Source organism: Magnetospirillum sp. ME-1, from assembly GCF_002105535.1.
Lineage (GTDB): Bacteria > Pseudomonadota > Alphaproteobacteria > Rhodospirillales > Magnetospirillaceae > Phaeospirillum.
Window position 1 is genome coordinate 1,643,716 of the sequence record NZ_CP015848.1, and the last position, 17,562, is coordinate 1,661,277.

At 66.3% G+C, this 17,562-nt stretch carries 19 protein-coding genes; 11 read left to right on the forward strand and 8 right to left on the reverse strand.

Annotation, left to right across the window (positions count from 1 at the left end; genetic code table 11):
* Positions 1-95: 95 nt before the first annotated feature.
* From WV31_RS07705 to rocD, 3 genes are all read left to right on the forward strand, one after another.
* On the forward strand, positions 96-818 hold the full coding sequence (locus WV31_RS07705; protein WP_085373010.1) for an OmpA family protein: 723 nt from the start codon (positions 96-98) through the stop codon (positions 816-818).
* A 381-nt stretch (positions 819-1,199) separates the two neighbouring features.
* Entirely contained in the window at positions 1,200-2,063 is an 864-nt protein-coding gene (locus tag WV31_RS07710; protein WP_085373011.1) for an arginase, read from the forward strand.
* The gene (gene rocD, locus WV31_RS07715; RefSeq protein WP_085373012.1) at positions 2,060-3,256 is read left to right on the forward strand and encodes an ornithine--oxo-acid transaminase; all 1,197 of its coding nucleotides are present in this window, start codon (positions 2,060-2,062) and stop codon (positions 3,254-3,256) included. Before WV31_RS07710 ends, rocD begins: the two co-directional genes overlap by 4 nt.
* Here the strand turns inward: rocD and WV31_RS07720 are convergent.
* Positions 3,195-3,791, reverse strand: a complete 597-nt coding sequence (locus tag WV31_RS07720; protein WP_085373013.1) for a pseudouridine synthase — start codon at positions 3,789-3,791, stop codon at positions 3,195-3,197. The two genes, rocD and WV31_RS07720, sit on opposite strands and share 62 nt — an antisense overlap.
* A 34-nt stretch (positions 3,792-3,825) precedes the next feature.
* On the opposite strand from WV31_RS07720, the gene WV31_RS07725 reads away from it, so the two are divergent.
* The 5 genes from WV31_RS07725 to WV31_RS07745 all read left to right on the forward strand — a co-directional run bounded on the left by WV31_RS07725 (position 3,826) and on the right by WV31_RS07745 (position 7,163).
* On the forward strand, positions 3,826-4,623 hold the full coding sequence (locus WV31_RS07725) for a TrmH family RNA methyltransferase (protein ID WP_085373014.1): 798 nt from the start codon (positions 3,826-3,828) through the stop codon (positions 4,621-4,623).
* A 154-nt stretch (positions 4,624-4,777) separates the two neighbouring features.
* Positions 4,778-5,098, forward strand: a complete 321-nt coding sequence (locus WV31_RS07730; RefSeq protein WP_068434694.1) for a peptidylprolyl isomerase — start codon at positions 4,778-4,780, stop codon at positions 5,096-5,098.
* 120 nt (positions 5,099-5,218) lie between these two features.
* Positions 5,219-6,208 (forward strand): polyphosphate kinase 2, encoded by a 990-nt coding sequence (gene ppk2, locus WV31_RS07735; protein WP_085373015.1) that lies wholly within the window; start codon positions 5,219-5,221, stop codon positions 6,206-6,208.
* A gap of 62 nt (positions 6,209-6,270) precedes the next feature.
* Positions 6,271-6,774, forward strand: coding sequence for a TIGR00645 family protein (locus tag WV31_RS07740; RefSeq protein WP_085373016.1), 504 nt, complete (start codon positions 6,271-6,273; stop codon positions 6,772-6,774).
* A 2-nt stretch (positions 6,775-6,776) separates the two neighbouring features.
* Positions 6,777-7,163, forward strand: coding sequence for a cereblon family protein (locus tag WV31_RS07745; RefSeq protein WP_085373017.1), 387 nt, complete (start codon positions 6,777-6,779; stop codon positions 7,161-7,163).
* On the opposite strand, the gene WV31_RS07750 is transcribed toward WV31_RS07745, so the two are convergent.
* Together WV31_RS07750 and WV31_RS07755 are read right to left on the reverse strand one after the other, a co-directional pair.
* Complete coding sequence (locus tag WV31_RS07750) at positions 7,126-7,833, reverse strand: pseudouridine synthase (protein WP_085373018.1); 708 nt, start codon at positions 7,831-7,833, stop codon at positions 7,126-7,128. The genes WV31_RS07745 and WV31_RS07750 overlap by 38 nt on opposite strands.
* Complete coding sequence (locus tag WV31_RS07755) at positions 7,823-8,839, reverse strand: class I SAM-dependent methyltransferase (protein WP_085373019.1); 1,017 nt, start codon at positions 8,837-8,839, stop codon at positions 7,823-7,825. The genes WV31_RS07750 and WV31_RS07755 overlap by 11 nt, the downstream gene beginning before the upstream one ends.
* An 86-nt stretch (positions 8,840-8,925) precedes the next feature.
* Here WV31_RS07755 and WV31_RS07760 point away from each other — a divergent pair, with 86 nt between their 5' ends.
* Positions 8,926-9,249 (forward strand): hypothetical protein, encoded by a 324-nt coding sequence (locus WV31_RS07760; RefSeq protein WP_085373020.1) that lies wholly within the window; start codon positions 8,926-8,928, stop codon positions 9,247-9,249.
* 40 nt (positions 9,250-9,289) lie between these two features.
* On the opposite strand, the gene WV31_RS07765 is transcribed toward WV31_RS07760, so the two are convergent.
* Together WV31_RS07765 and WV31_RS07770 are read right to left on the reverse strand one after the other, a co-directional pair.
* Positions 9,290-9,625, reverse strand: coding sequence for a (2Fe-2S) ferredoxin domain-containing protein (locus tag WV31_RS07765; protein ID WP_085373021.1), 336 nt, complete (start codon positions 9,623-9,625; stop codon positions 9,290-9,292).
* A 67-nt stretch (positions 9,626-9,692) separates the two neighbouring features.
* Positions 9,693-10,100 carry a DUF4170 domain-containing protein gene (locus WV31_RS07770; RefSeq protein WP_085373022.1) on the reverse strand — a complete coding sequence of 136 codons (408 nt, stop codon included), beginning with the start codon at positions 10,098-10,100 and terminating at the stop codon, positions 9,693-9,695.
* Positions 10,101-10,299: 199 nt separating this feature from the next.
* On the opposite strand from WV31_RS07770, the gene WV31_RS07775 reads away from it, so the two are divergent.
* Complete coding sequence (locus WV31_RS07775; protein WP_085373023.1) at positions 10,300-10,569, forward strand: hypothetical protein; 270 nt, start codon at positions 10,300-10,302, stop codon at positions 10,567-10,569.
* A 44-nt stretch (positions 10,570-10,613) separates the two neighbouring features.
* Positions 10,614-11,957, forward strand: a complete 1,344-nt coding sequence (trmFO, locus tag WV31_RS07780; RefSeq protein ID WP_085373024.1) for a methylenetetrahydrofolate--tRNA-(uracil(54)-C(5))-methyltransferase (FADH(2)-oxidizing) TrmFO — start codon at positions 10,614-10,616, stop codon at positions 11,955-11,957.
* A 568-nt stretch (positions 11,958-12,525) separates the two neighbouring features.
* Here trmFO and WV31_RS07785 read toward each other — a convergent pair.
* The 3 genes from WV31_RS07785 to WV31_RS07795 are packed head-to-tail and all read right to left on the reverse strand — an operon-like array spanning position 12,526 to position 17,504.
* A complete protein-coding gene (locus tag WV31_RS07785; RefSeq protein ID WP_085373025.1) occupies positions 12,526-13,728 on the reverse strand; it encodes a pyridoxal-phosphate-dependent aminotransferase family protein in 1,203 nt (400 codons plus the stop codon).
* Between the two features lie 39 nt (positions 13,729-13,767).
* Positions 13,768-17,241 (reverse strand): transcription-repair coupling factor, encoded by a 3,474-nt coding sequence (gene mfd / locus WV31_RS07790; RefSeq protein ID WP_085373026.1) that lies wholly within the window; start codon positions 17,239-17,241, stop codon positions 13,768-13,770.
* A complete protein-coding gene (locus WV31_RS07795) occupies positions 17,238-17,504 on the reverse strand; it encodes an FAD assembly factor SdhE (protein ID WP_168185874.1) in 267 nt (88 codons plus the stop codon). The genes mfd and WV31_RS07795 overlap by 4 nt, the downstream gene beginning before the upstream one ends.
* Positions 17,505-17,562: the final 58 nt, after the last annotated feature.

A 17,562-nucleotide genomic window follows, 5' to 3' on the forward strand; every position in this document is an offset into this window, starting at 1 on the left:
ACTGGAGTCCTTTCGGGCAATTACTTAGAAAGCGCTGGACAGTCGATTCTTTTCTTGCAACATTGGAATTCTGGATCGCAAGAAGAGTCCGTCCCATGAGGTTCATCCGCATCATCACAGCGCTCTCCGCCCTGGCGGCGGTGTCGGCCTGTGCCATGCCCGAACCCATGGCGCCGACCACGAATGCGGCTCCGGCCACTGCCTCAACCCCGACGGTAACAGCGCCTCCTCCGCCCGCCGCTACGATAGCGACGGACGACGTGGCTCTGCCGCCCTCGCCGGTGGTGGTCCACTTCAATCATGGCAAGGCCGACATCACCGGCTCGACCATGCAGGTGCTGTGGGGCTTGGCGCCGTCGCTGAAAGCGGCGGCCCCCACGGTGATCCGTGTCCAGGGCTTCACCGATGCCTCGGGCAAGGCCGCCTACAACAAGACCCTGTCCGAGAAGCGCGCCCAGGCCGTGGCCGACCAGCTGCGCAAGCTGGGCATCACCGCTCGGGTCGAAGTCATGGGCCAGGGTGTGGTCAAGGGCGGCAAGAAGGGGTCCAAGGACGCCGCCGCCCGCCGCGTGGAGATCAGCTGGGAGCCTGCTTCTCCGGCCAAGACTTCCGCCGCCTCCCCCATTTCTCCCGACACCGTCAAGAGCCAGGCCGATCGCCAGGACCTGGGCGCCACCGGCATCGCCGGCGCCGCTCCGGCCACGGATGCGGCCGAAGCGGTGTCTTACGCCGGATTTACGCCGGCTGCCGGGTCGCCCCTGATCGCGGATTGGGCCACGACCTTCGAGGCGACCGGGCCTCCGGCCACTCTTTCCTAGATATACGCGGCGATCTGAGCCCGCCGGCGGCGCAGCGCCTCCGCATCCTCGGCCTTGACCTGGGTGGAAGCGGGCTGCGTTTCGGCGGTGTTGCTGCTTTTCATCATGGTTCCGTCCTTGGGGTGGAAGGCCGATCGCCTTCGAGTCCGGATAGTGACCGCCGATCATGGCGGCAAACGGGACGGAATCTGGGCATTTTCAGGGCAGCCCTTCCAAAGCCCGCCAATCCCCCTCACATGATTCAATGCAGAACCGGGATGATATCTCATCGTGGTTCTGCTAGGCCCAAGGGGCCGCGCGCCTTATGGCGCGGGAGCCACGCCGCCACGGGCGGCGCCCGGCGCCTGAGGGCGATAAGAGGGACAGGCCCAGGAGGCCGCCATGACTCGTCGCTGCACGATCATCGCCGTCGGAATAGGACAAGGCGCCCGCGACCCGGGATGCGCCAGGGGGCCGGAAGTCCTCAAACAATCAGGTGTATTCGACCGTCTGGCCATCCGCTCGCCCGACATCACCTGGCATGATGTGCCGGTCGCCGCATCCCCCGCCTCGCCGGCCACGGTGGTCGCCCAGGCCTGCGACGCCCTGGCCGGAGCCGTGGCCGGGGCCCGGAGCCAAGGCCGCTTTCCCATCGTCATCGGCGGCGACCATTCCATCGCCATGGGCACCTGGAGCGGGCTGCGCCGCGCGCTGGCGCCGCCCGGCCGGTTCGATCTGCTGTGGATCGACGCCCACATGGATTGCCACGATCCTTCCACCAGCCCGTCCGGCGCGTTGCACGGCATGCCCTTGGCCTGCCTGCTGGGCCGCTGCCATCCGCAGCTGGCCGGTGTGGCCTGCCCCGCCCCGCCCTTGACGCCCTCCCAGGTCACCCTGGTGGGGGTGCGCAGCTTCGAGCGGGAGGAAGACGCCTTCGCCCACCGATCGGGCTTGCGGGTCATCCGCATGGAGGAGGTGACGGCACGGGGCCTTGCCGCCGCGCTGCCCCTGCCTTCCGGGCCGTTCGGCGTCACGCTGGATCTCGACGCCATCGATCCTAAGGACGCCCCGGCGGTGGGCTCGCCCGTGCCGGGCGGCATTGCGGCCGCCGAGTTGCTGGAAACCTTGCGGCCTCTGCTGGCCTCGCCCAACTGCCTCGCCCTGGAAATCGCCGAATTCAGCCCGCCCCACGATGTGGGGGGCAAGACCGCCGCCCTGATGGAATCCCTTCTGGCCATGGCGGCGCAACCGGGAGAACCGTCATGACCGCCACCATCGAGCTTGAGGACACGTGGTGCGCCAGCAACTACCACCCCCTGCCGGTGGTGCTGGTCCGGGGCGAAGGCGCCCTGGTCTGGGACGAGACCGGCCGGCGTTACATCGACATGATGGGTGCCTATTCCGCCGTCAGCCACGGTCATTGCCATCCCCGTCTGGTCCGGGCGCTGACCGATCAGGCGAGCAAGCTGGCGGTGATCTCGCGGGCCTTCCACACCACGCCTCTCGGCCCCTTCGCCGAACTGGCCTGCCGCTTGACCGGCATGGACAGGGCGCTGCCCATGAACACCGGGGCCGAGGCGGTGGAAACGGCGCTGAAGGCGGCGCGCAAATGGGCCTATACGGTCAAGGGCGTGCCGGAAGGCCAGGCCCGCATCATCGCGGCAAAGGGCAATTTCCACGGCCGGACCATCGCCATAATCGGCATGTCCACGGTGGAGCAGTACCGCCGGAGCTTCGGCCCCTTCCCCGGTGGCTTCGACCTTGTGCCCTTCGGCGATGCGGATGCCCTGGACAAGGCCATCACCCGCGATACCGCCGCTTTTCTGGTGGAGCCCATCCAGGGCGAAGGCGGCATCATCGTGCCGCCCGAGGGCTATCTCGCCCGCTGCCGTCAGATTTGCGACCGCAGGCGGGTACTGCTGATCGCCGACGAGATTCAGACCGGGCTGGGCCGCACCGGCCGCCTGCTGGCTTGCGAGCACGACGGCGTCAGGCCCGACGCGGTGACTTTGGGCAAGGCGCTGGGCGGCGGCATGCTGCCGGTGTCGCTGTTGCTGGGCACGACGGAACTGATGGACGTGTTCCGGCCCGGCGACCACGGCTCCACCTTCGGCGGCAATCCCCTGGCCGCGGCGGTGGGGCGGGAAGCCTTGCAGGTGCTGGTGGACGATGGACTGATCGAGCGCGCCGCCGAGCTGGGGCCCTGGCTGATGGAGCGCCTGCGCGCCCTGGACAGCCCGCTGATCAAGGATATCCGGGGGCGCGGCCTGTTCATCGGCATCGAGTTCGACGCCGAGCGCGTCCAGGCGCGCGAGGTCTGCGACCGGCTGGCGGCCAGGGGCATCCTCACCAAGGACACCCACCGCAACACCATCCGCTTCGCGCCGCCCCTGGTGATCAGCCGCGAGCTTTTGGACGAGGCCGTGTGGAGCCTGGGCGCGGTGCTGGCGGAAGCGTAACGTCCCGCCATTTCCCGGGCTCGAGCCCCTCCAGCGTCCACTCCCCCACCGCCCAGCGGATCAGGCGGAGCGTGGGAAAGCCGATGGCCGCCGTCATGCGCCGGACCTGGCGGTTGCGCCCCTCGCGGATGGTCAGCTCGATCCACGCGGTGGGAATGGCGGCGCGGTAGCGGATGGGCGGATCGCGTGGCCACAGATTGTCCGGCTCGGCCATGGCCCGCGCCCCGGCGGGCAGTGTTGGTCCGTCGTTCAGCACCACGCCGCACCGCAGCTTTTCCAGATCGGCCTCGGTGGGGATGCCTTCCACCTGGGCCCAGTAGGTCTTGGCCAGCTTGTGCTTAGGGTCGCTGATGCGCGCCGCCAGCGGGCCCGAATCGGTCAGCACCAGCAATCCTTCCGAATCGCGGTCGAGGCGTCCGGCGGCATAGACCCTGGGCACGTCGATGAAATCCTTGAGCGTCGCCCGCCCGCCGTCCCGGTCGGTGAACTGGGTCAGCACGTCATAAGGCTTGTTGAAGACGATCAGCCGAGTCACAACACCGGTTCCACTCTTCCCGAAAGGCCCAGCAATGGCACGAGCGCCGTTTCCGCACAAGAAGCAGCCGCCGAGGCGACCCGACCCCATCAGCCCGGAAGCGGAGAAGGTGGCGGGCTGGCCTGCGGTCAAGGCGCTGTTCGCCCATGATCCGGGCCGGGTCGAGCGCCTGTTCTACGACGAGCGCATGAAGGACGCGGCGGCCGAGATCTGCAAGGCGCTGGCGGCGGCGCGCAAGCCCTACCGTATGGCGCCCACCGAGGAGCTGACCAGGATCCTGGGCTCGCCGCTGCACGGCGGCATCATCGCGGTGACAAGGCCCCGGCCCATCCGCGTCTTCGACCCCGCCGAGGCCCACCAATGGGCCAAGGACGGCAAGCCGTTGCTGGTTCTGGACGGCGTCGGCAATCCCCACAATCTGGGCGCCATCGCCCGGACCATGGCCTTTTTCGGCCTGGAGCGCCTTTTGATCTCCGACCATCCCGGCCAGGCCGGGCCGTCCGAGGCGGCCTTGCGCGTCTCCGAGGGCGGGCTGGAATGGGTGGAAGTGATTCAGACCCGGAAATTCGTTGCGGCTTTGAAACGTCTTAGGGATTCCCATCGGATCGTCGGCACTGCCTTAGGCTCGGGCAAGCCGGTGGCCGAGGTGCTGAACCGTCCGGGCAAGCCGGTGGCCCTGATCCTCGGCAACGAGGAGGATGGGTTGCCTCCCGCCACCCTGGCGGCCTGCGACGACATCGTCACCCTGCCCGGCTCGGGCCGCATCCAATCGCTCAACGTCGCCGCCACCGCAGCCATCCTCATCCATGAACTGGCGAAGCCGCGCCGGTAGATTGTACGCCCCTCAAGCGCCGGGCGCGTGCCTTCGCCACGCTTGGCTTTCCGCGGCATAAGCCGCGCGGCCCCTTGGGCCTAGCCAAAACTCGACGAGTCCACCTCGTCGAGTTTTGGTATAAAGTGCCCGTCCACCTTTTTCGGAGAGTTTCATGTCTTCCACCGTCCGCGCCTCCCACATCCTGCTGATGTACAAGGGTTCCTCCCGTTCCCAGGCCACCCGCTCCAAGGACGAGGCCCTGGCCGAGATCAACAACATCAAGGACGAGATCGCTCAGGGCGCCGATTTCGGCCAGATGGCCCGGCAGTATTCCGACTGTCCCTCGGGCGAGGATGGCGGCGATCTGGGCGAGTTCCCCAAGGGCGCCATGGTGCCGGAATTCGAGGTGGCCGCCTTCGCGCTGAAGTCGGGCGAGGTGTCCGACGTGGTGGAGACGCCGTTCGGCTTCCACCTGATCCAGCGCACCGACTGATCGTTGCGGTCCCGCGTCGGCCATCGCCGCGCCCCGAATCGGCTTTCCCGGAAAACCATGGCCTGACAACCCTAAAGGGCTTAGGATTTCCAAGGATGGGTTCTTTTACGGGGAGACGACATGGCCGACGATGGGAACGATATCAAAGCCGAGGGCGTAACGGTTGCGGTTGCCGCCACGGAGCCCGCCATCCGCCCGGCCCGCAAGAAGCCGGTGGCCGCCAAGCCGCTCAGCCCGGCCGCCCAGGCCCGGCACGATCTGGCGGAAATGCGTCACGACCCCGAAGCGGTGCGCCACGCCTTCGAGACCGGCGAGTATCCCTATAAAAGCCGCCTGGGCCGCGCCGAATACGAGACCAAGAAGGCCGCCCTGCAGGCGGAACTGCTCAAGGTCCAGCTGTGGGCCCGCGACACCGGGCAGAAATTCGTGCTGCTGTTCGAAGGCCGTGACGCCGCCGGCAAGGGCGGCACCATCAAGCGCTTCATGGAACACCTGAATCCCCGCGCCGCCCGGGTGGTCGCCCTGGAAAAGCCCAGCGAGGTCGAGCGCGGCCAGTGGTTCTTCCAGCGCTATATCCAGCACCTGCCCACCTCGGGCGAAATGGTGTTCTTCGACCGTTCCTGGTACAACCGGGCCGGCGTCGAACGGGTGATGGGCTTTTGCACTCCGGCCGAATACCTGGAATTCATGCGCCAGACGCCCGAGGTGGAGCGCATGCTGGTCCGGTCCGGCATCAAGCTCTACAAGTACTGGTTCTCGGTGACCCAGGACGAGCAACTGCGCCGCTTCAAGTCCCGTGAACGCGACCCCTTGAAGCAGTGGAAGCTGTCGCCCATCGACAAGGCGTCGCTGGGCAAGTGGGCCGACTACACCGAGGCCAAAGAGGCGATGTTCTTCTACACCGACACCGCCGACGCGCCGTGGACCATCGTCAAGTCCGACGACAAGAAGCGGGCGCGCCTCAACTGCATGCTCCACTTCCTGAATTCGCTGGACTATCCCGGCAAGGACCACTCCCTGGTCCATCTGCCCGACCCGCTGATCGTCGGCAAGGGCGCCCACGTGGTCCACAAGAGCGAGCATATCCTGGGGGCGTCCTTGACCCCCTGACGTTTGACAGACGGCGCCGGCGCAACCATGTTGCGTCGGCAACCTGTGTCGAGGTCGAGGTCATGGAACATTTTCTCGAAAAACTGATCTTCCGCAGCCGCTGGATCATGGCCCCCTTCTATCTGGGGCTGGTGGTCTCGCTGGTGATGCTGCTGGTCAAGTTCTGCCAGGAACTGATCCATCTGGTGCCCCACGTTCTGGAGATGAACGAGAACCAGACCATCCTGATGGTGCTTTCGCTGATCGACATGTCGCTGGCGGGCAACCTGCTGCTGATGGTGATCTTCGCCGGCTATGAAAACTTCGTCTCCAAGATCGACACCGGCGACCACGAGGACCGGCCCGACTGGATGGGCAAGGTGGATTTCGGCGGGCTGAAGCTCAAGCTGATCGCGTCCATCGTCGCCATCTCGGGCATCCATCTGCTGAAAGCCTTCATGAACGTGGAAAGCCAGGACAAGGAAAATCTTGCCTGGATGGTCGGCATCCACATGGCCTTCGTGGTCTCGGGCGTCTTGCTCGCCCTGATGGACCGCATCGTCGAAGGCCAGAATCCCCATCACTGACCATGCCGCGCGACGCCCCCTCCCAGGACATCGAGGTTACGGCCTGGGACAAGGATATCGAGTATTTCTGCGCCCGCTGCGGCACGCCGGTGACCAAGGGCCGCTGGGAAATGGCCATGAACGGCGGGTTCGAGCACGTCTTCTTCAATCCCGCCGGCATGGTGTTCCGGGTCTTGTGCTTCAGGCAAGCGCCGGGCGCCGTCGCGCTGGGGGCCGCCAGCGGCCAGTTCACCTGGTTCAGGGGCTATCTCTGGCGTCTCGCCGCCTGCCGCGCCTGTGATCTGCACCTGGGCTGGCGCTATGAAGGAGCGGACGAGCCCCGCATCTTCTTCGGCCTGATCAAGGACAGCCTTACGACCCAAGCACCAGGGCGATCTCGTCCGGACTGAGCCCCCGCCACTGCCCCTCGGGCAGGTCACCGAGCGCAAGGCCGCCGATGGCGGCGCGATGCAGGCGCTCCACATGATTGCCTACGGCAGCGAACATGCGCTTGACCTGATGATAGCGGCCCTCGGTGATGGTGATGCGGGCCGTCTGGGGACCGGTCGCCACCAGTTCGGCCGGGGCCAGCGGCGTGGTCTCGGACCGCAGCATCAGGGAGCCGGAGGCGAACACCGCCCCCTCCTCGCCCGTCAACGGCCGGGCCAGGGTAACCTCGTAGGTCTTGGGCACGTGGCGCTTGGGCGAGGTGATGCGATGGGCCAGCTTCCCGTCATCGGTCAGCAGCAAGAGGCCGGTGCTGTCGCGGTCGAGACGCCCCACCGGCGCGATGATGGGATTGCGATGCATGAAGCGCCCGGGCAGCAATTCATAGACGATGCGCCCGGAATCCGAGGTGGAACAGGTGTAGCCCTCGGGCTTGTGCAGCATCAGCACCAGACCGGCCGGCGGGTCCAAAGGCTCGCCATCCACCCGGATATCGCCGTGCGCCGCCTTGGCGTCCTCGTCCAACGGGGAGCCGTCGGCCAGGGTGACGCGTCCGTCCTTGATCATGGCGCGGACGTTCTGGCGGCTGCCATAGCCCAGATTGGCCAGAAGCTTGTCGAGCCTAGCGGTCATGGCGGTTGCTCGCCAGATAGACCTTGAAGCCATCGGCTTCGCGCAGCAGGGTCACCTCGCGGAAGCGTCGGCGTAGTTCGGCCTCGTAAGGCAGGCTGCGGTTGGCCACCAGCACGAACTTGCCGCGCCGGCGGATGGCCTTCCAGGCCGCCGTGATGAAGCCTTGGCCGATGGCGGGATCGGCCTTGCGCCCCTCGTGGAAGGGCGGATTGCTGACGATCCAGTCGTAGGGCTCGCATTTGGGCAGTCCGGCGCCCACGTCCAGCCAGTGGAACGCCGCCCGCCCGTCGCCGGCCAGATTGGCGCGCGCATCCTCCAGCGCCAGAGCCTCCGCCTCGAACAGGTCGATAGCGGTGATATCCGGGAAGCGGCGCAGCATCTCGGCGGACAGGTATCCCCACCCCGCCCCCAGATCGGCTCCCCGTCCTGCCAATCCTTCGGGCAGGCAATCGAGCAGCAGGGCCGAGCCCTTGTCCACATGCTCTGCGCTGAAGCAGCCGGCGCGGGCGACGAGATTGCAGCCCTCCACCGGCCTGGGCCTTGCCGCGTCGAGCCATTCGGCCGGGGCTGTCTGCCCGCCCTTCACCATCCAGAAGGTGCGGGCCTGATGCTTGGACAGCGATCCGGCCAGGCCGAAGACCCTTTCCACCTCGCGCTCGTGGCTGGCCGCGCCTAAGGCGTTGGCGCCGCAGCACACCAGCACGCCGCCGGGCTCCAGCAAATCCCAGGCCCGCGCCATGTTGGCCCGGTTCTCGGCCTTGTGCTTGGTCAGCAGCACCAGCCCGGTGGAAAACCGGCCGTCCAGCCGCGCCACGGTCTGGAACCCGGCCTGGACCAGACGGTCGAAGGCGGGCTTGAACCCCTGCTCGCAGACCAGACGCGGCCGCCACTCAGCCCCCAGGGCCTCGTGCGGCTCGGCGCGCATCAGGAAGGCGCGTTCGGGAGACGCCAGCAGGTCGCGCTCGAAGGGCAGAAGCAGGGCGTCGATGATCTTGGAATCGGTCATGCCGGGCGGTTTAGCATGCCGGGCATGTGGCCGTCGAGGCGTGCCGAGCGTTGACTCGAGCCCGGAGGCGGCCCAAGGTGCGCGCCATGGCCCGCCAAGACACCATCGACAACGAGGACAAGGTCCGCCTGCTGCGCGCCCTGGCCTTCCAGATTCACCGCAAGGTCCCCGCCGACGAAGCGCTGGGCGAATTGCTGGAGCACGAATCCAAGGGCGGACGCCGCCGCGCCTTCCGCGCCGGGGTGGATGCCCTGGCCGCCGATGGCTTCACCGCCGCCATGGCCGCCCTGGGCCTGTTCAGCGACGACGCCATGGTGCTGCTGGGCGTCCTGGCCGATTCAGGCGACCACCGCCTGTTGTCCAGCGGACTGGGCAAGATCGCCGACCTCATCGAAGAAAAAAACCCCTGACCTTTCGGATCAGGGGTTTTTGCCAAGCCTTTGAAATGGCCTACGCCTTCGACGGCGTGACGATCAGGCGCTCGACCGGCGTGTCGTTGGCGAAGTGCGACGAGACGATCTCGTCGATGTCTTCCACCGTCTCGGCCTTGTACCAGATGCCCTGGGGGTAGACCACCATCAGCGGGCCGAACTTGCAAAAGCCCAGGCAGCTGGACGAGGCGACGCTGACGCCCTTTTCCCACAGGTTCATCTCGGTCACCTTCTCCGCCAGTCGCTGGAAAAGGGGCTGACCGCCGCCCTTGCTGGTGCAGCAGCCGCGCGGATGCCCGTCGGGGCGGCGCTGGGTGCAGATGAAGGCGTGGTACTTGTTGGGGTAATGGGACACGTGCGACCTCCCTTTTGTCTGAATTCGGCAATGAAATACCGCTTTCTCCGGTCCTTGACCAGAGGGGTCAGATCTTGACGTTGCGGCGCTTCAGTTCCTCACCGGTGAACAGGTCGTAGCGGGTGAGGCACGAATCCACCGACTTGCCGGTCAGCTCGCGCCACTTGTCCAGCGCTTCCTTGCGCGAGAACGGGCCGTGGACTTCAAGGCTGCGGCCCTCGGTGACCTCCTGGAAGGTGGTGTCGGCGTATTCGCCGCCCAGCACGTACCACTGGTCGGCGGCGCTGTCCTCGGTGCTGCGGATGAAGTAGCGGACCATGGCGTTGTCCACCGACTTGCCGGTCAGCGCCCGCCAGCAGATATGTGCCTCCTGCTCCTCGAAGGGGCCGAAGCGCTCCTCGGTGTGGCCGGGGGCGATGACGGTAAAGGAAGTGTCGGCATATTCGCCGCCGACGACGTAATAGGTCTTGGCCATGGGTATCTCTTTCCCACTCGAAGGGGTGGCTTCGGGCACGCTTATACCCCATCCATTGCTGGGAAGGAATGTCCTTTCGCCGCATGGCGTTCCGGCAAATTCTGCCGACCTGATTTTGCGAAAATGGCGGAAATGCTGGGTCCGCTGTTGGCACGCAGGCTGCATCAGGACAGGCGAACACTCTCCTCGGAGAACGAACATGATCAGCCTGACCTCTACCGCCTCTCATATCCTGCTCAACAAGAAGGAAGAGGCCGGCAGCCATTCCATCGAGAAATCGGGCTCGTCCTCGGCCCTGTCCACCTATGGCTACGGCCCGCTGGACCTGCCCGATGCGGAAAAGGAAGCCACCGCCGACGGCAGCGGCGCCAAGCCGGTGTCCGGCACCTCGTCCATCTCGGCCATTTCCGGGGCGGGCGGCGCCCAGTTCCTGGCCCACATGGTGGCGTCCATGAATCCCATCCGGTAAAGCATCTGGACAAGAGGCGCCTTAGCCTCTATCTCCCTGAGGCCATGACCCGCACCGTTCACGTGATCGGCGGCGGGCTTGCCGGGTCGGAAGCCGCCTGGCAGCTCGCCGAGGCCGATATCCCCGTCATCCTCCACGAAATGCGCCCGGTGCGCACCACCCCGGCCCATCAGACCGATGGCTTGGCCGAGTTGGTGTGCTCCAACTCGTTGCGCTCGGACGATGCCGATTACAACGCCGTCGGCCTGCTGCACGAAGAGATGCGCCGGGCCGGCTCGCTGATCCTGGCGCAAGCCGACGCCCACAAGGTGCCGGCGGGCGGTGCCCTGGCGGTGGACCGCGACGGCTTTTCCCAGGGCGTCCAGGCGGCTCTCACCTCCCACCCCCGCATCACCATCGTGCGCGAAGAAGTGGCCGGCTTGCCGCCCGAGGAGTGGGAACAGGTGGTCATCGCCACCGGTCCGCTGACCTCGCCCGCCATGGCCGAGGCGCTGAAGGGCGTGACGGGCGAGGATTCGCTGGCCTTCTTCGACGCCATCGCCCCCATCGTCACCAAGGACAGCATCGATTTCACCAAGGCGTGGTTCCAGTCCCGCTACGACAAGGGCACCGGTTCGGACTACATCAACTGTCCGCTGGACAAGGATCAGTACTACGCCTTCATCGACGCCCTGATCACCGGCGAGAAGGTGCCGTTCCACGAGTGGGAGAAGGACACCCCCTATTTCGAGGGCTGCCTGCCCATCGAGGTGATGGCCGAACGGGGCAAGGACACCCTGGCCTATGGCCCCATGAAGCCGGTGGGCCTGACCAATCCCAATGGGCCAAAACCCTTCGCCGTGGTCCAACTGCGCCAGGACAACGCGCTGGGCACCCTTTACAATCTGGTGGGCTTCCAGACCAAGCTGCGCCATGGCGAGCAGGCCCGCATCTTCCGCGCCATTCCCGGCCTGGAGAACGCCGAGTTCGCCCGCCTGGGCGGCCTGCACCGCAACACCTTCGTCAACGGCCCCCGCGTGCTGGATAAGACCCTGCGGCTCAAGGCCCAGCCCCGGCTGCGTCTGGCCGGTCAGGTCACGGGGTGCGAGGGCTATGTGGAAAGCTCGGCCATCGGCCTCTTGGCCGGTCTGTTCGCGGCGGCCGAGGCGCGAGGCGCCGAGATGCTCCGCCCGCCGGCCACCACCGCCCTGGGCGCCCTGCTCGCCCATGTCACCGGCGGAGCCGAGGCCGAGACCTACCAGCCCATGAACATCAATTTCGGCCTGTTCCCCCCGCCGCCCGAGCGCGACGAAAAAGGCCGCCGGGTCAAGGGCCGCGAGCGCAAGAAGCTCTATGCCGAACGGGCGCGGATTGCGCTGACGCCCTGGCTGGGGGCGTTGGGGAAGTAGGTTCGAGCGCGGATGCGGTTGTCTCTTGGTGCGTGGGAATAAACCACAGAGGCACAGAGAGAAAGAGACTGTCATGCTGAGCGGAGCGAAGCATCTTTCAGCGTGAAGCGGCTGACGCGGATGCCTGAAAGGCCCTTCGCTACGCTCAGGGTGACAGCTTTCTTTGACCATCAAGCCAAAAGCTCTCGTCATGCCCGGACTTGTTCCGGGCATCCACGTGGCTCCACCTGGCACTGTGCCGAACGGTTCCACGTGGATGGCCGGGTCGAGCCCGGCCATGACGCCGAGATGATGGTCTGAGTTAACGCAGGCTGCTCCCGATTTTTATCTTTGTGCCTTCTCTGTGTCTTAAGTGCCTCTGTGTTTCTCTCACCGGGGACCGAACTCCCGACCGGCACCGATCAGCGCTCCCACGCCGATCTTCCAGGTATCCCGAGAACATCTGGATCAGAGTGGAGGCATGGACGGAGTTCCCAATAAAAATCCCTTCAGCGGCGAACCGTTGAAGGGATTTCTCGAAACCCGATGGGGTTATAGGGACACGGCTATTCCTGCAAATCGACTGTCTTTATCCCCGCACCTCGGACGCCAGACTGCGTTCCAGTTCGGCCATGCCGCCGGGCATGTCGACCTTGCCGCCGGCGGCGCGCATGGCCGAGCCCAGCGCGTGGAGCGTGCGGAACAGGTTCGGCGCGCGGGACTGCTCGCCCATCTGGCCGATGCGGACGATGGGCAGGCCGAAGGCGCCGGAGATTTCCACCTTGTGGACCTGACTCATGATGTGGCGGACCTGATCGGCCGACACATGGGAAGGCAGTTCGATGCCGACCACGGAATTCAGGCGCGAGTCCTCCTCGATCAGCAGCTTCAGGCCCATGGCCTCGATGCCGTTCTGCAGCGCCTTGGAGCACTGGGCGTGGCGGCGGAAGCGGCCCGGCAGGGTCTCCTCGCCGATCAGGCGCAGCGCCTCGTGCAGCGCCAGGATGCCCGATACCGGGGCGGTGTAGTGGTAGGAGTGGTTGTGCCAGAACTGGTGCGCCAGACGGGCGTCCAGGCACCAGTGGGCCATGGGGCTGTTGCGCTTCTCCAGGCGGGCGAAGGCTTCTTCAGAGAAGGCGATCAGCGACACGCCGGGAATGGAGGACAGGCCCTTCTGGCCGCCGGTGATGATGGCGTCCACCCGCCACTCGTCCATTTCCATGGGCATGGTGGACAGAGTGCAGACGGCATCGACGATGTTGAGGCAGCCGTATTGCTTGCCCAGGCGGCAGATTTCCACCAGATCGCGATTCCACACCGTGTTGGAGGTCTCGCCCTGCACCACGGTCAGAATCTGGAACTTGCCGGTCTTCAGGGCCTTTTCCACGTCCTCGGCGGCGATGGCGCGCTTCTCGGGGGCGTCAAGGCGGGTGACGTCGCCCCCCACCCGCCCGGCCATCTCGGCGAGGCGGCGCGAGAACAGGCCGTTGCAGATGGACAGCACCTTGGTGCCCGGCTCCACCAGATTGGCGATGGCCATTTCCATGGCGGCCGAGGCCGGGCCGGCCACGCCCATCACATGGGGCGAATCGGTCTGGAAGACGTAGCGGCCCATGGTCTTCACCTGTTCGATCACCGCGTTCATGGTGTCGCCCAGGTGGTTGATGATCAGCGAGTTGGCCATGGCCACCTTGACCGGAATCGGCACCGGTCCGGCGCCCATCATCAGCAGGGGCTCGTCGGGAAGGATGTTTTCCAGGGGAATGACGGTGGGGGGTGTGGGATATTTCATGTCAGTTCCTAAAGGCGGACCTAGCGCTATATCCGATTTTCAGGCGGCTGCCAATTCCGCCAGTTTGCCGATGACCTTGCGCAGGCCGATAATCCGCTCCTTGGGGTCCTCCCAGGCGCGCAGGAAGACGATCTTGTGGTCGGGACGGATCTTGCAGGTGCCGGCGGAGCGCGCGATGAACTGCACCAGGGCGGCCGGGTTGGCAAAGACGTTGCCGCGCAAGGAGACCACGGCGCCCTTGGGCCCCGAATCCACCTTGTCGATGCCGGCCAGCTTGCACAAGGCCTTGATGGCGACCACTTCCAGCAGGTTCTCCACCTCGGGCGGCAGCTTGCCGAAGCGGTCGATGAGCTCGGCGGCCAGGGCCTCGATCTCCGCCTGATCGGCAAGCGAGCCGATGCGGCGATAGAGCGACAGGCGCACCGACAGGTCGGCCACATAGGTCTCGGGGATCAGCACCGGGGTGCCGACGCCGATCTGCGGCGACCATTCCTCGGCCGCCTCGCCCCCCTGCCCGCCCTTGGCGGCGGCCACGGCCTCTTCCAGAAGCTGCTGGTAGAGCTCGATACCCACTTCGCGGATATGGCCCGACTGCTCCTCGCCCAGCAGATTGCCGGCGCCCCGGATGTCGAGATCGTGGCTGGCCAGCTGGAACCCGGCCCCCAGGGTGTCCAGCGCCTGCATGACCTGAAGCCGCTTTTCCGCCGCCTTGGACAGCACCTTGTCGTTGGGCAGGGTGAAATAAGCGTAGCCACGGGTCTTGGAGCGCCCCACCCGTCCGCGCAGCTGGTAAAGCTGGCCCAGGCCGAACATGTCGGCGCGGTGGATGATCAGGGTATTGACGGATGGCATGTCGATGCCGGATTCGATGATGTTGGTGGACAGCAGCACGTCGTACTGCTTGTCGCCGAAGGCCACCATCACCTCTTCCAGATCGGCGGGCGCCAGACGGCCATGGGCCACGGCGGTCTTGACCTCGGGCACCAGCTTGGCGAGGCGTTCGGCCACCCGGTCGATATCGGCCAGACGCGGGCAGACATAGAACACCTGCCCGCCCCGGTACCGCTCACGCAGGATGGCTTCGCGCAGCACCACCGGATCATAGGGCAGCACGAAGGTGCGCACGGCGAGGCGGTCCACCGGCGGCGTGGCGATGACGCTCATCTCCTTCACCCCCGACAGGGCCATCTGCAGCGTGCGGGGAATGGGCGTGGCGGTGAGCGTAAGAACGTGGACGTCGGATTTCAGCTGCTTCAGCCGCTCCTTGTGGGCGACGCCGAAATGCTGCTCCTCGTCGATGATCAACAGCCCCAGGCGCTTGAAGCCGATTCCCTTGGCCAGCAGCGCATGGGTGCCGACCACGATGTCCACCGAGCCGTCGGTGATGCCGGCCTTGACCTCGGACGCCTTCTTGGCGGTCACCAGCCGGGACAGCTGCTCGACGCGCACCGGCAGGCCGGCGAAACGCTCCTTGAAGGTGCGGTAATGCTGGCGGGCCAGCAGCGTGGTGGGCACCACCACGGCCACCTGAAGGCCTTGCAACGCCGCCACGAAGGCGACGCGCAAGGCCACCTCGGTCTTGCCGAATCCCACGTCGCCGCAGATCAGGCGGTCCATGGGCTTGCCGCTCGCCAGATCGGCGATGGAATCCTCGATGGCGCGCAGCTGGTCGTCGGTTTCGGCGAAGGGGAAACGGGCGCAGAACTCGTCGTACAGCCCCTCGGCCGGGGTCAGCGCCTCGCCCTGGCGCATCTTGCGCTGGGCGGCGATGCCGATCAGCTGGTCGGCGATGTCGCGGATGCGTTTCTTGAGCTTGGCCTTCCTGGCCTGCCACGCCGTGCCGCCCAGCTTGTCCAGGGACACGCCGGCCTGCTCCGAGCCGAAGCGGGTCAGCACGTCGATGTTTTCCACCGGCACGAACAGCTTGTCGCCGCCGTCATAGATCACCCGCAGGCAATCATGGGGGGCGCCCGACACCTCGACGGCCACCAGACCGTCATAGCGGCCGATGCCGTGCTCGACGTGCACCACCAGATCGCCTTCGGCGAGCGCCGAGGCTTCGGCGATGAACTGGGCGCCCTTTTTCTTCTTGCGGGCGGGCCGGGCCAGACGGTCGCCCAGGATGTCCTGCTCGGTGACCACGGCCAGATCGGGCGTGGTGAAGCCGTGATCGAGGCCGAGAACGGCGGCCGCCACCCGCCCCTTGTCCAGGGCCCGGGCCTCGGCCCAGCTCTCCACCGGCTCGATACCCTTGATGCCGTGGTCCTTCAGCACCCCGGCGAGGCGATCGCGCGAGCCCTGGGTCCAGGCGGCGATCACCAGCCGGCGGCCGGCCTTGGCCTGTTCCTCGGCGTGTTCGCGCACGCAGTCGTAGACGTTGATTCCCGGCCGGGCCCGCTGATCAGCGAAGTCGCGGCCCAGCCGCCCGCCGGCATCGGCCTCGGTCTCCTCCACCGGATCGAAGGGCGACAGGTGGAGAACGGGGCGCATGCCCAGCAGCCGGTCCCATTCGGGACGTTCGAGATAAAGCCGTTCGGGCGGAATGGGATGGTAGACCATGCCGGATTCGGTGAGGCCCGATCCCGCCAGCCCGGCACGGGCGTCGAAATATTCCAGCACCAGGGCATGGCGGGCGGTCAACGCCTCGTCCGACTGGTGGTCCAGCACCACCACAGCATCCGGCACATAGGCGAACATTGTGTCGAGGCCGTCATGGAACAGCGGCAGCCAATGCTCCATACCGTTGAAGCGGATGCCCTCCGAGATGGCCTCGTACAGCGGGTCCGGCCCCTGCACCACCCCGAACATCTCGCGGTAATTGGCGCGGAAGCGGGCGATGGAAGCCTCGTCCAGGCCCAGTTCCGCCACCGGGCGGCACACGAAGCCCTCCACATTGCCGGTGGTGCGCTGGCTCATGGGATCGAAGGACCGCACGCTGTCGATCTCGTCGCCGAAGAAGTCGAGGCGAAGCGGCTCGGCCGAGCCGGGCGGGAACAGGTCGATGATGCCGCCGCGCACCGCGTATTCGCCGGGCTCCATCACCGTGTCGGCGCGGACATAGCCGTTCTTCGACAGAAAGGCCGTCAGCTTGTCCATGGACAGACGAGACCCCTTGCGGGCGTCGAGCGTCGCCTGGGCCAGGGCTTCCCGGGGCGGCACCCTTTGGGCCAGGGCGGGAACGGTGGTCAGCACCACGAAGGAGCCCTTCACCCCGTCGGCGAGCCGGGCCAACGTGTCGATGCGCCGCGCCACCACGTCCACGTTGGGCGACACGCGGTCATAGGGCACGCAATCCCAGGCGGGAAATTCCAGGACGCAAAGGTCGGGGGCGAAGAAGGACAGCGCCTCGGCCACCCTTGCCATGCGGCCCTCGTCGCGGGCCACGTGCAGTATGCCGCCGGTGGCTTGCGGTGCCGCCGCCAGTTCGGCCAGCAGCAGGGCGTCGCGCCCTTCCGGCGCGCCGGCGACCTTGCGGCGCCCGGGCTCAGTGATAAGTTTATCCAGGTTTTTCAAATCGGTGCGGCTTCGCTCTTAACGAATTTCTTCATCATCGCCATGACGTCGTGGTCGAGATGTTCGGGCACGTCTTCCTTGCCGGTGACCCAGTTGAACAGGTCGGAATCGTTCTCGGCGATCAGGGATTCGAACCGCTCGGCCTGCTCGGCGGTCAAGGTTTCCAGATACTTGGCGGCAAAACCGCCGAACAGGATGTCGTTCTCGTTGGAGCCCATGTGGTGGGCACGGAACATCAGGCGCTTGCGTCGATCTTGATCCATTGCATCCGGCATTGCGTCGGTTTCGGAGCCGACTAGGATATAGCCCCTCGAGACCCGA

Coding starts and splice junctions, on each gene's coding strand:
- WV31_RS07705 (WP_085373010.1), top strand. CDS start 96: ATGAGGTTCATCCGCATCATCACAGCGCTCTCCGCCCTGGCGGCGGTG.
- WV31_RS07710 (WP_085373011.1), top strand. CDS start 1,200: ATGACTCGTCGCTGCACGATCATCGCCGTCGGAATAGGACAAGGCGCC.
- rocD (WP_085373012.1), top strand. CDS start 2,060: ATGACCGCCACCATCGAGCTTGAGGACACGTGGTGCGCCAGCAACTAC.
- WV31_RS07725 (WP_085373014.1), top strand. CDS start 3,826: ATGGCACGAGCGCCGTTTCCGCACAAGAAGCAGCCGCCGAGGCGACCC.
- WV31_RS07730 (WP_068434694.1), top strand. CDS start 4,778: ATGTCTTCCACCGTCCGCGCCTCCCACATCCTGCTGATGTACAAGGGT.
- ppk2 (WP_085373015.1), top strand. CDS start 5,219: ATGGCCGACGATGGGAACGATATCAAAGCCGAGGGCGTAACGGTTGCG.
- WV31_RS07740 (WP_085373016.1), top strand. CDS start 6,271: ATGGAACATTTTCTCGAAAAACTGATCTTCCGCAGCCGCTGGATCATG.
- WV31_RS07745 (WP_085373017.1), top strand. CDS start 6,777: ATGCCGCGCGACGCCCCCTCCCAGGACATCGAGGTTACGGCCTGGGAC.
- WV31_RS07750 (WP_085373018.1), bottom strand. CDS start 7,833: ATGACCGCTAGGCTCGACAAGCTTCTGGCCAATCTGGGCTATGGCAGC.
- WV31_RS07755 (WP_085373019.1), bottom strand. CDS start 8,839: ATGACCGATTCCAAGATCATCGACGCCCTGCTTCTGCCCTTCGAGCGC.
- WV31_RS07760 (WP_085373020.1), top strand. CDS start 8,926: ATGGCCCGCCAAGACACCATCGACAACGAGGACAAGGTCCGCCTGCTG.
- WV31_RS07770 (WP_085373022.1), bottom strand. CDS start 10,100: ATGGCCAAGACCTATTACGTCGTCGGCGGCGAATATGCCGACACTTCC.
- WV31_RS07775 (WP_085373023.1), top strand. CDS start 10,300: ATGATCAGCCTGACCTCTACCGCCTCTCATATCCTGCTCAACAAGAAG.
- trmFO (WP_085373024.1), top strand. CDS start 10,614: ATGACCCGCACCGTTCACGTGATCGGCGGCGGGCTTGCCGGGTCGGAA.
- WV31_RS07785 (WP_085373025.1), bottom strand. CDS start 13,728: ATGAAATATCCCACACCCCCCACCGTCATTCCCCTGGAAAACATCCTT.
- WV31_RS07795 (WP_168185874.1), bottom strand. CDS start 17,504: ATGGATCAAGATCGACGCAAGCGCCTGATGTTCCGTGCCCACCACATG.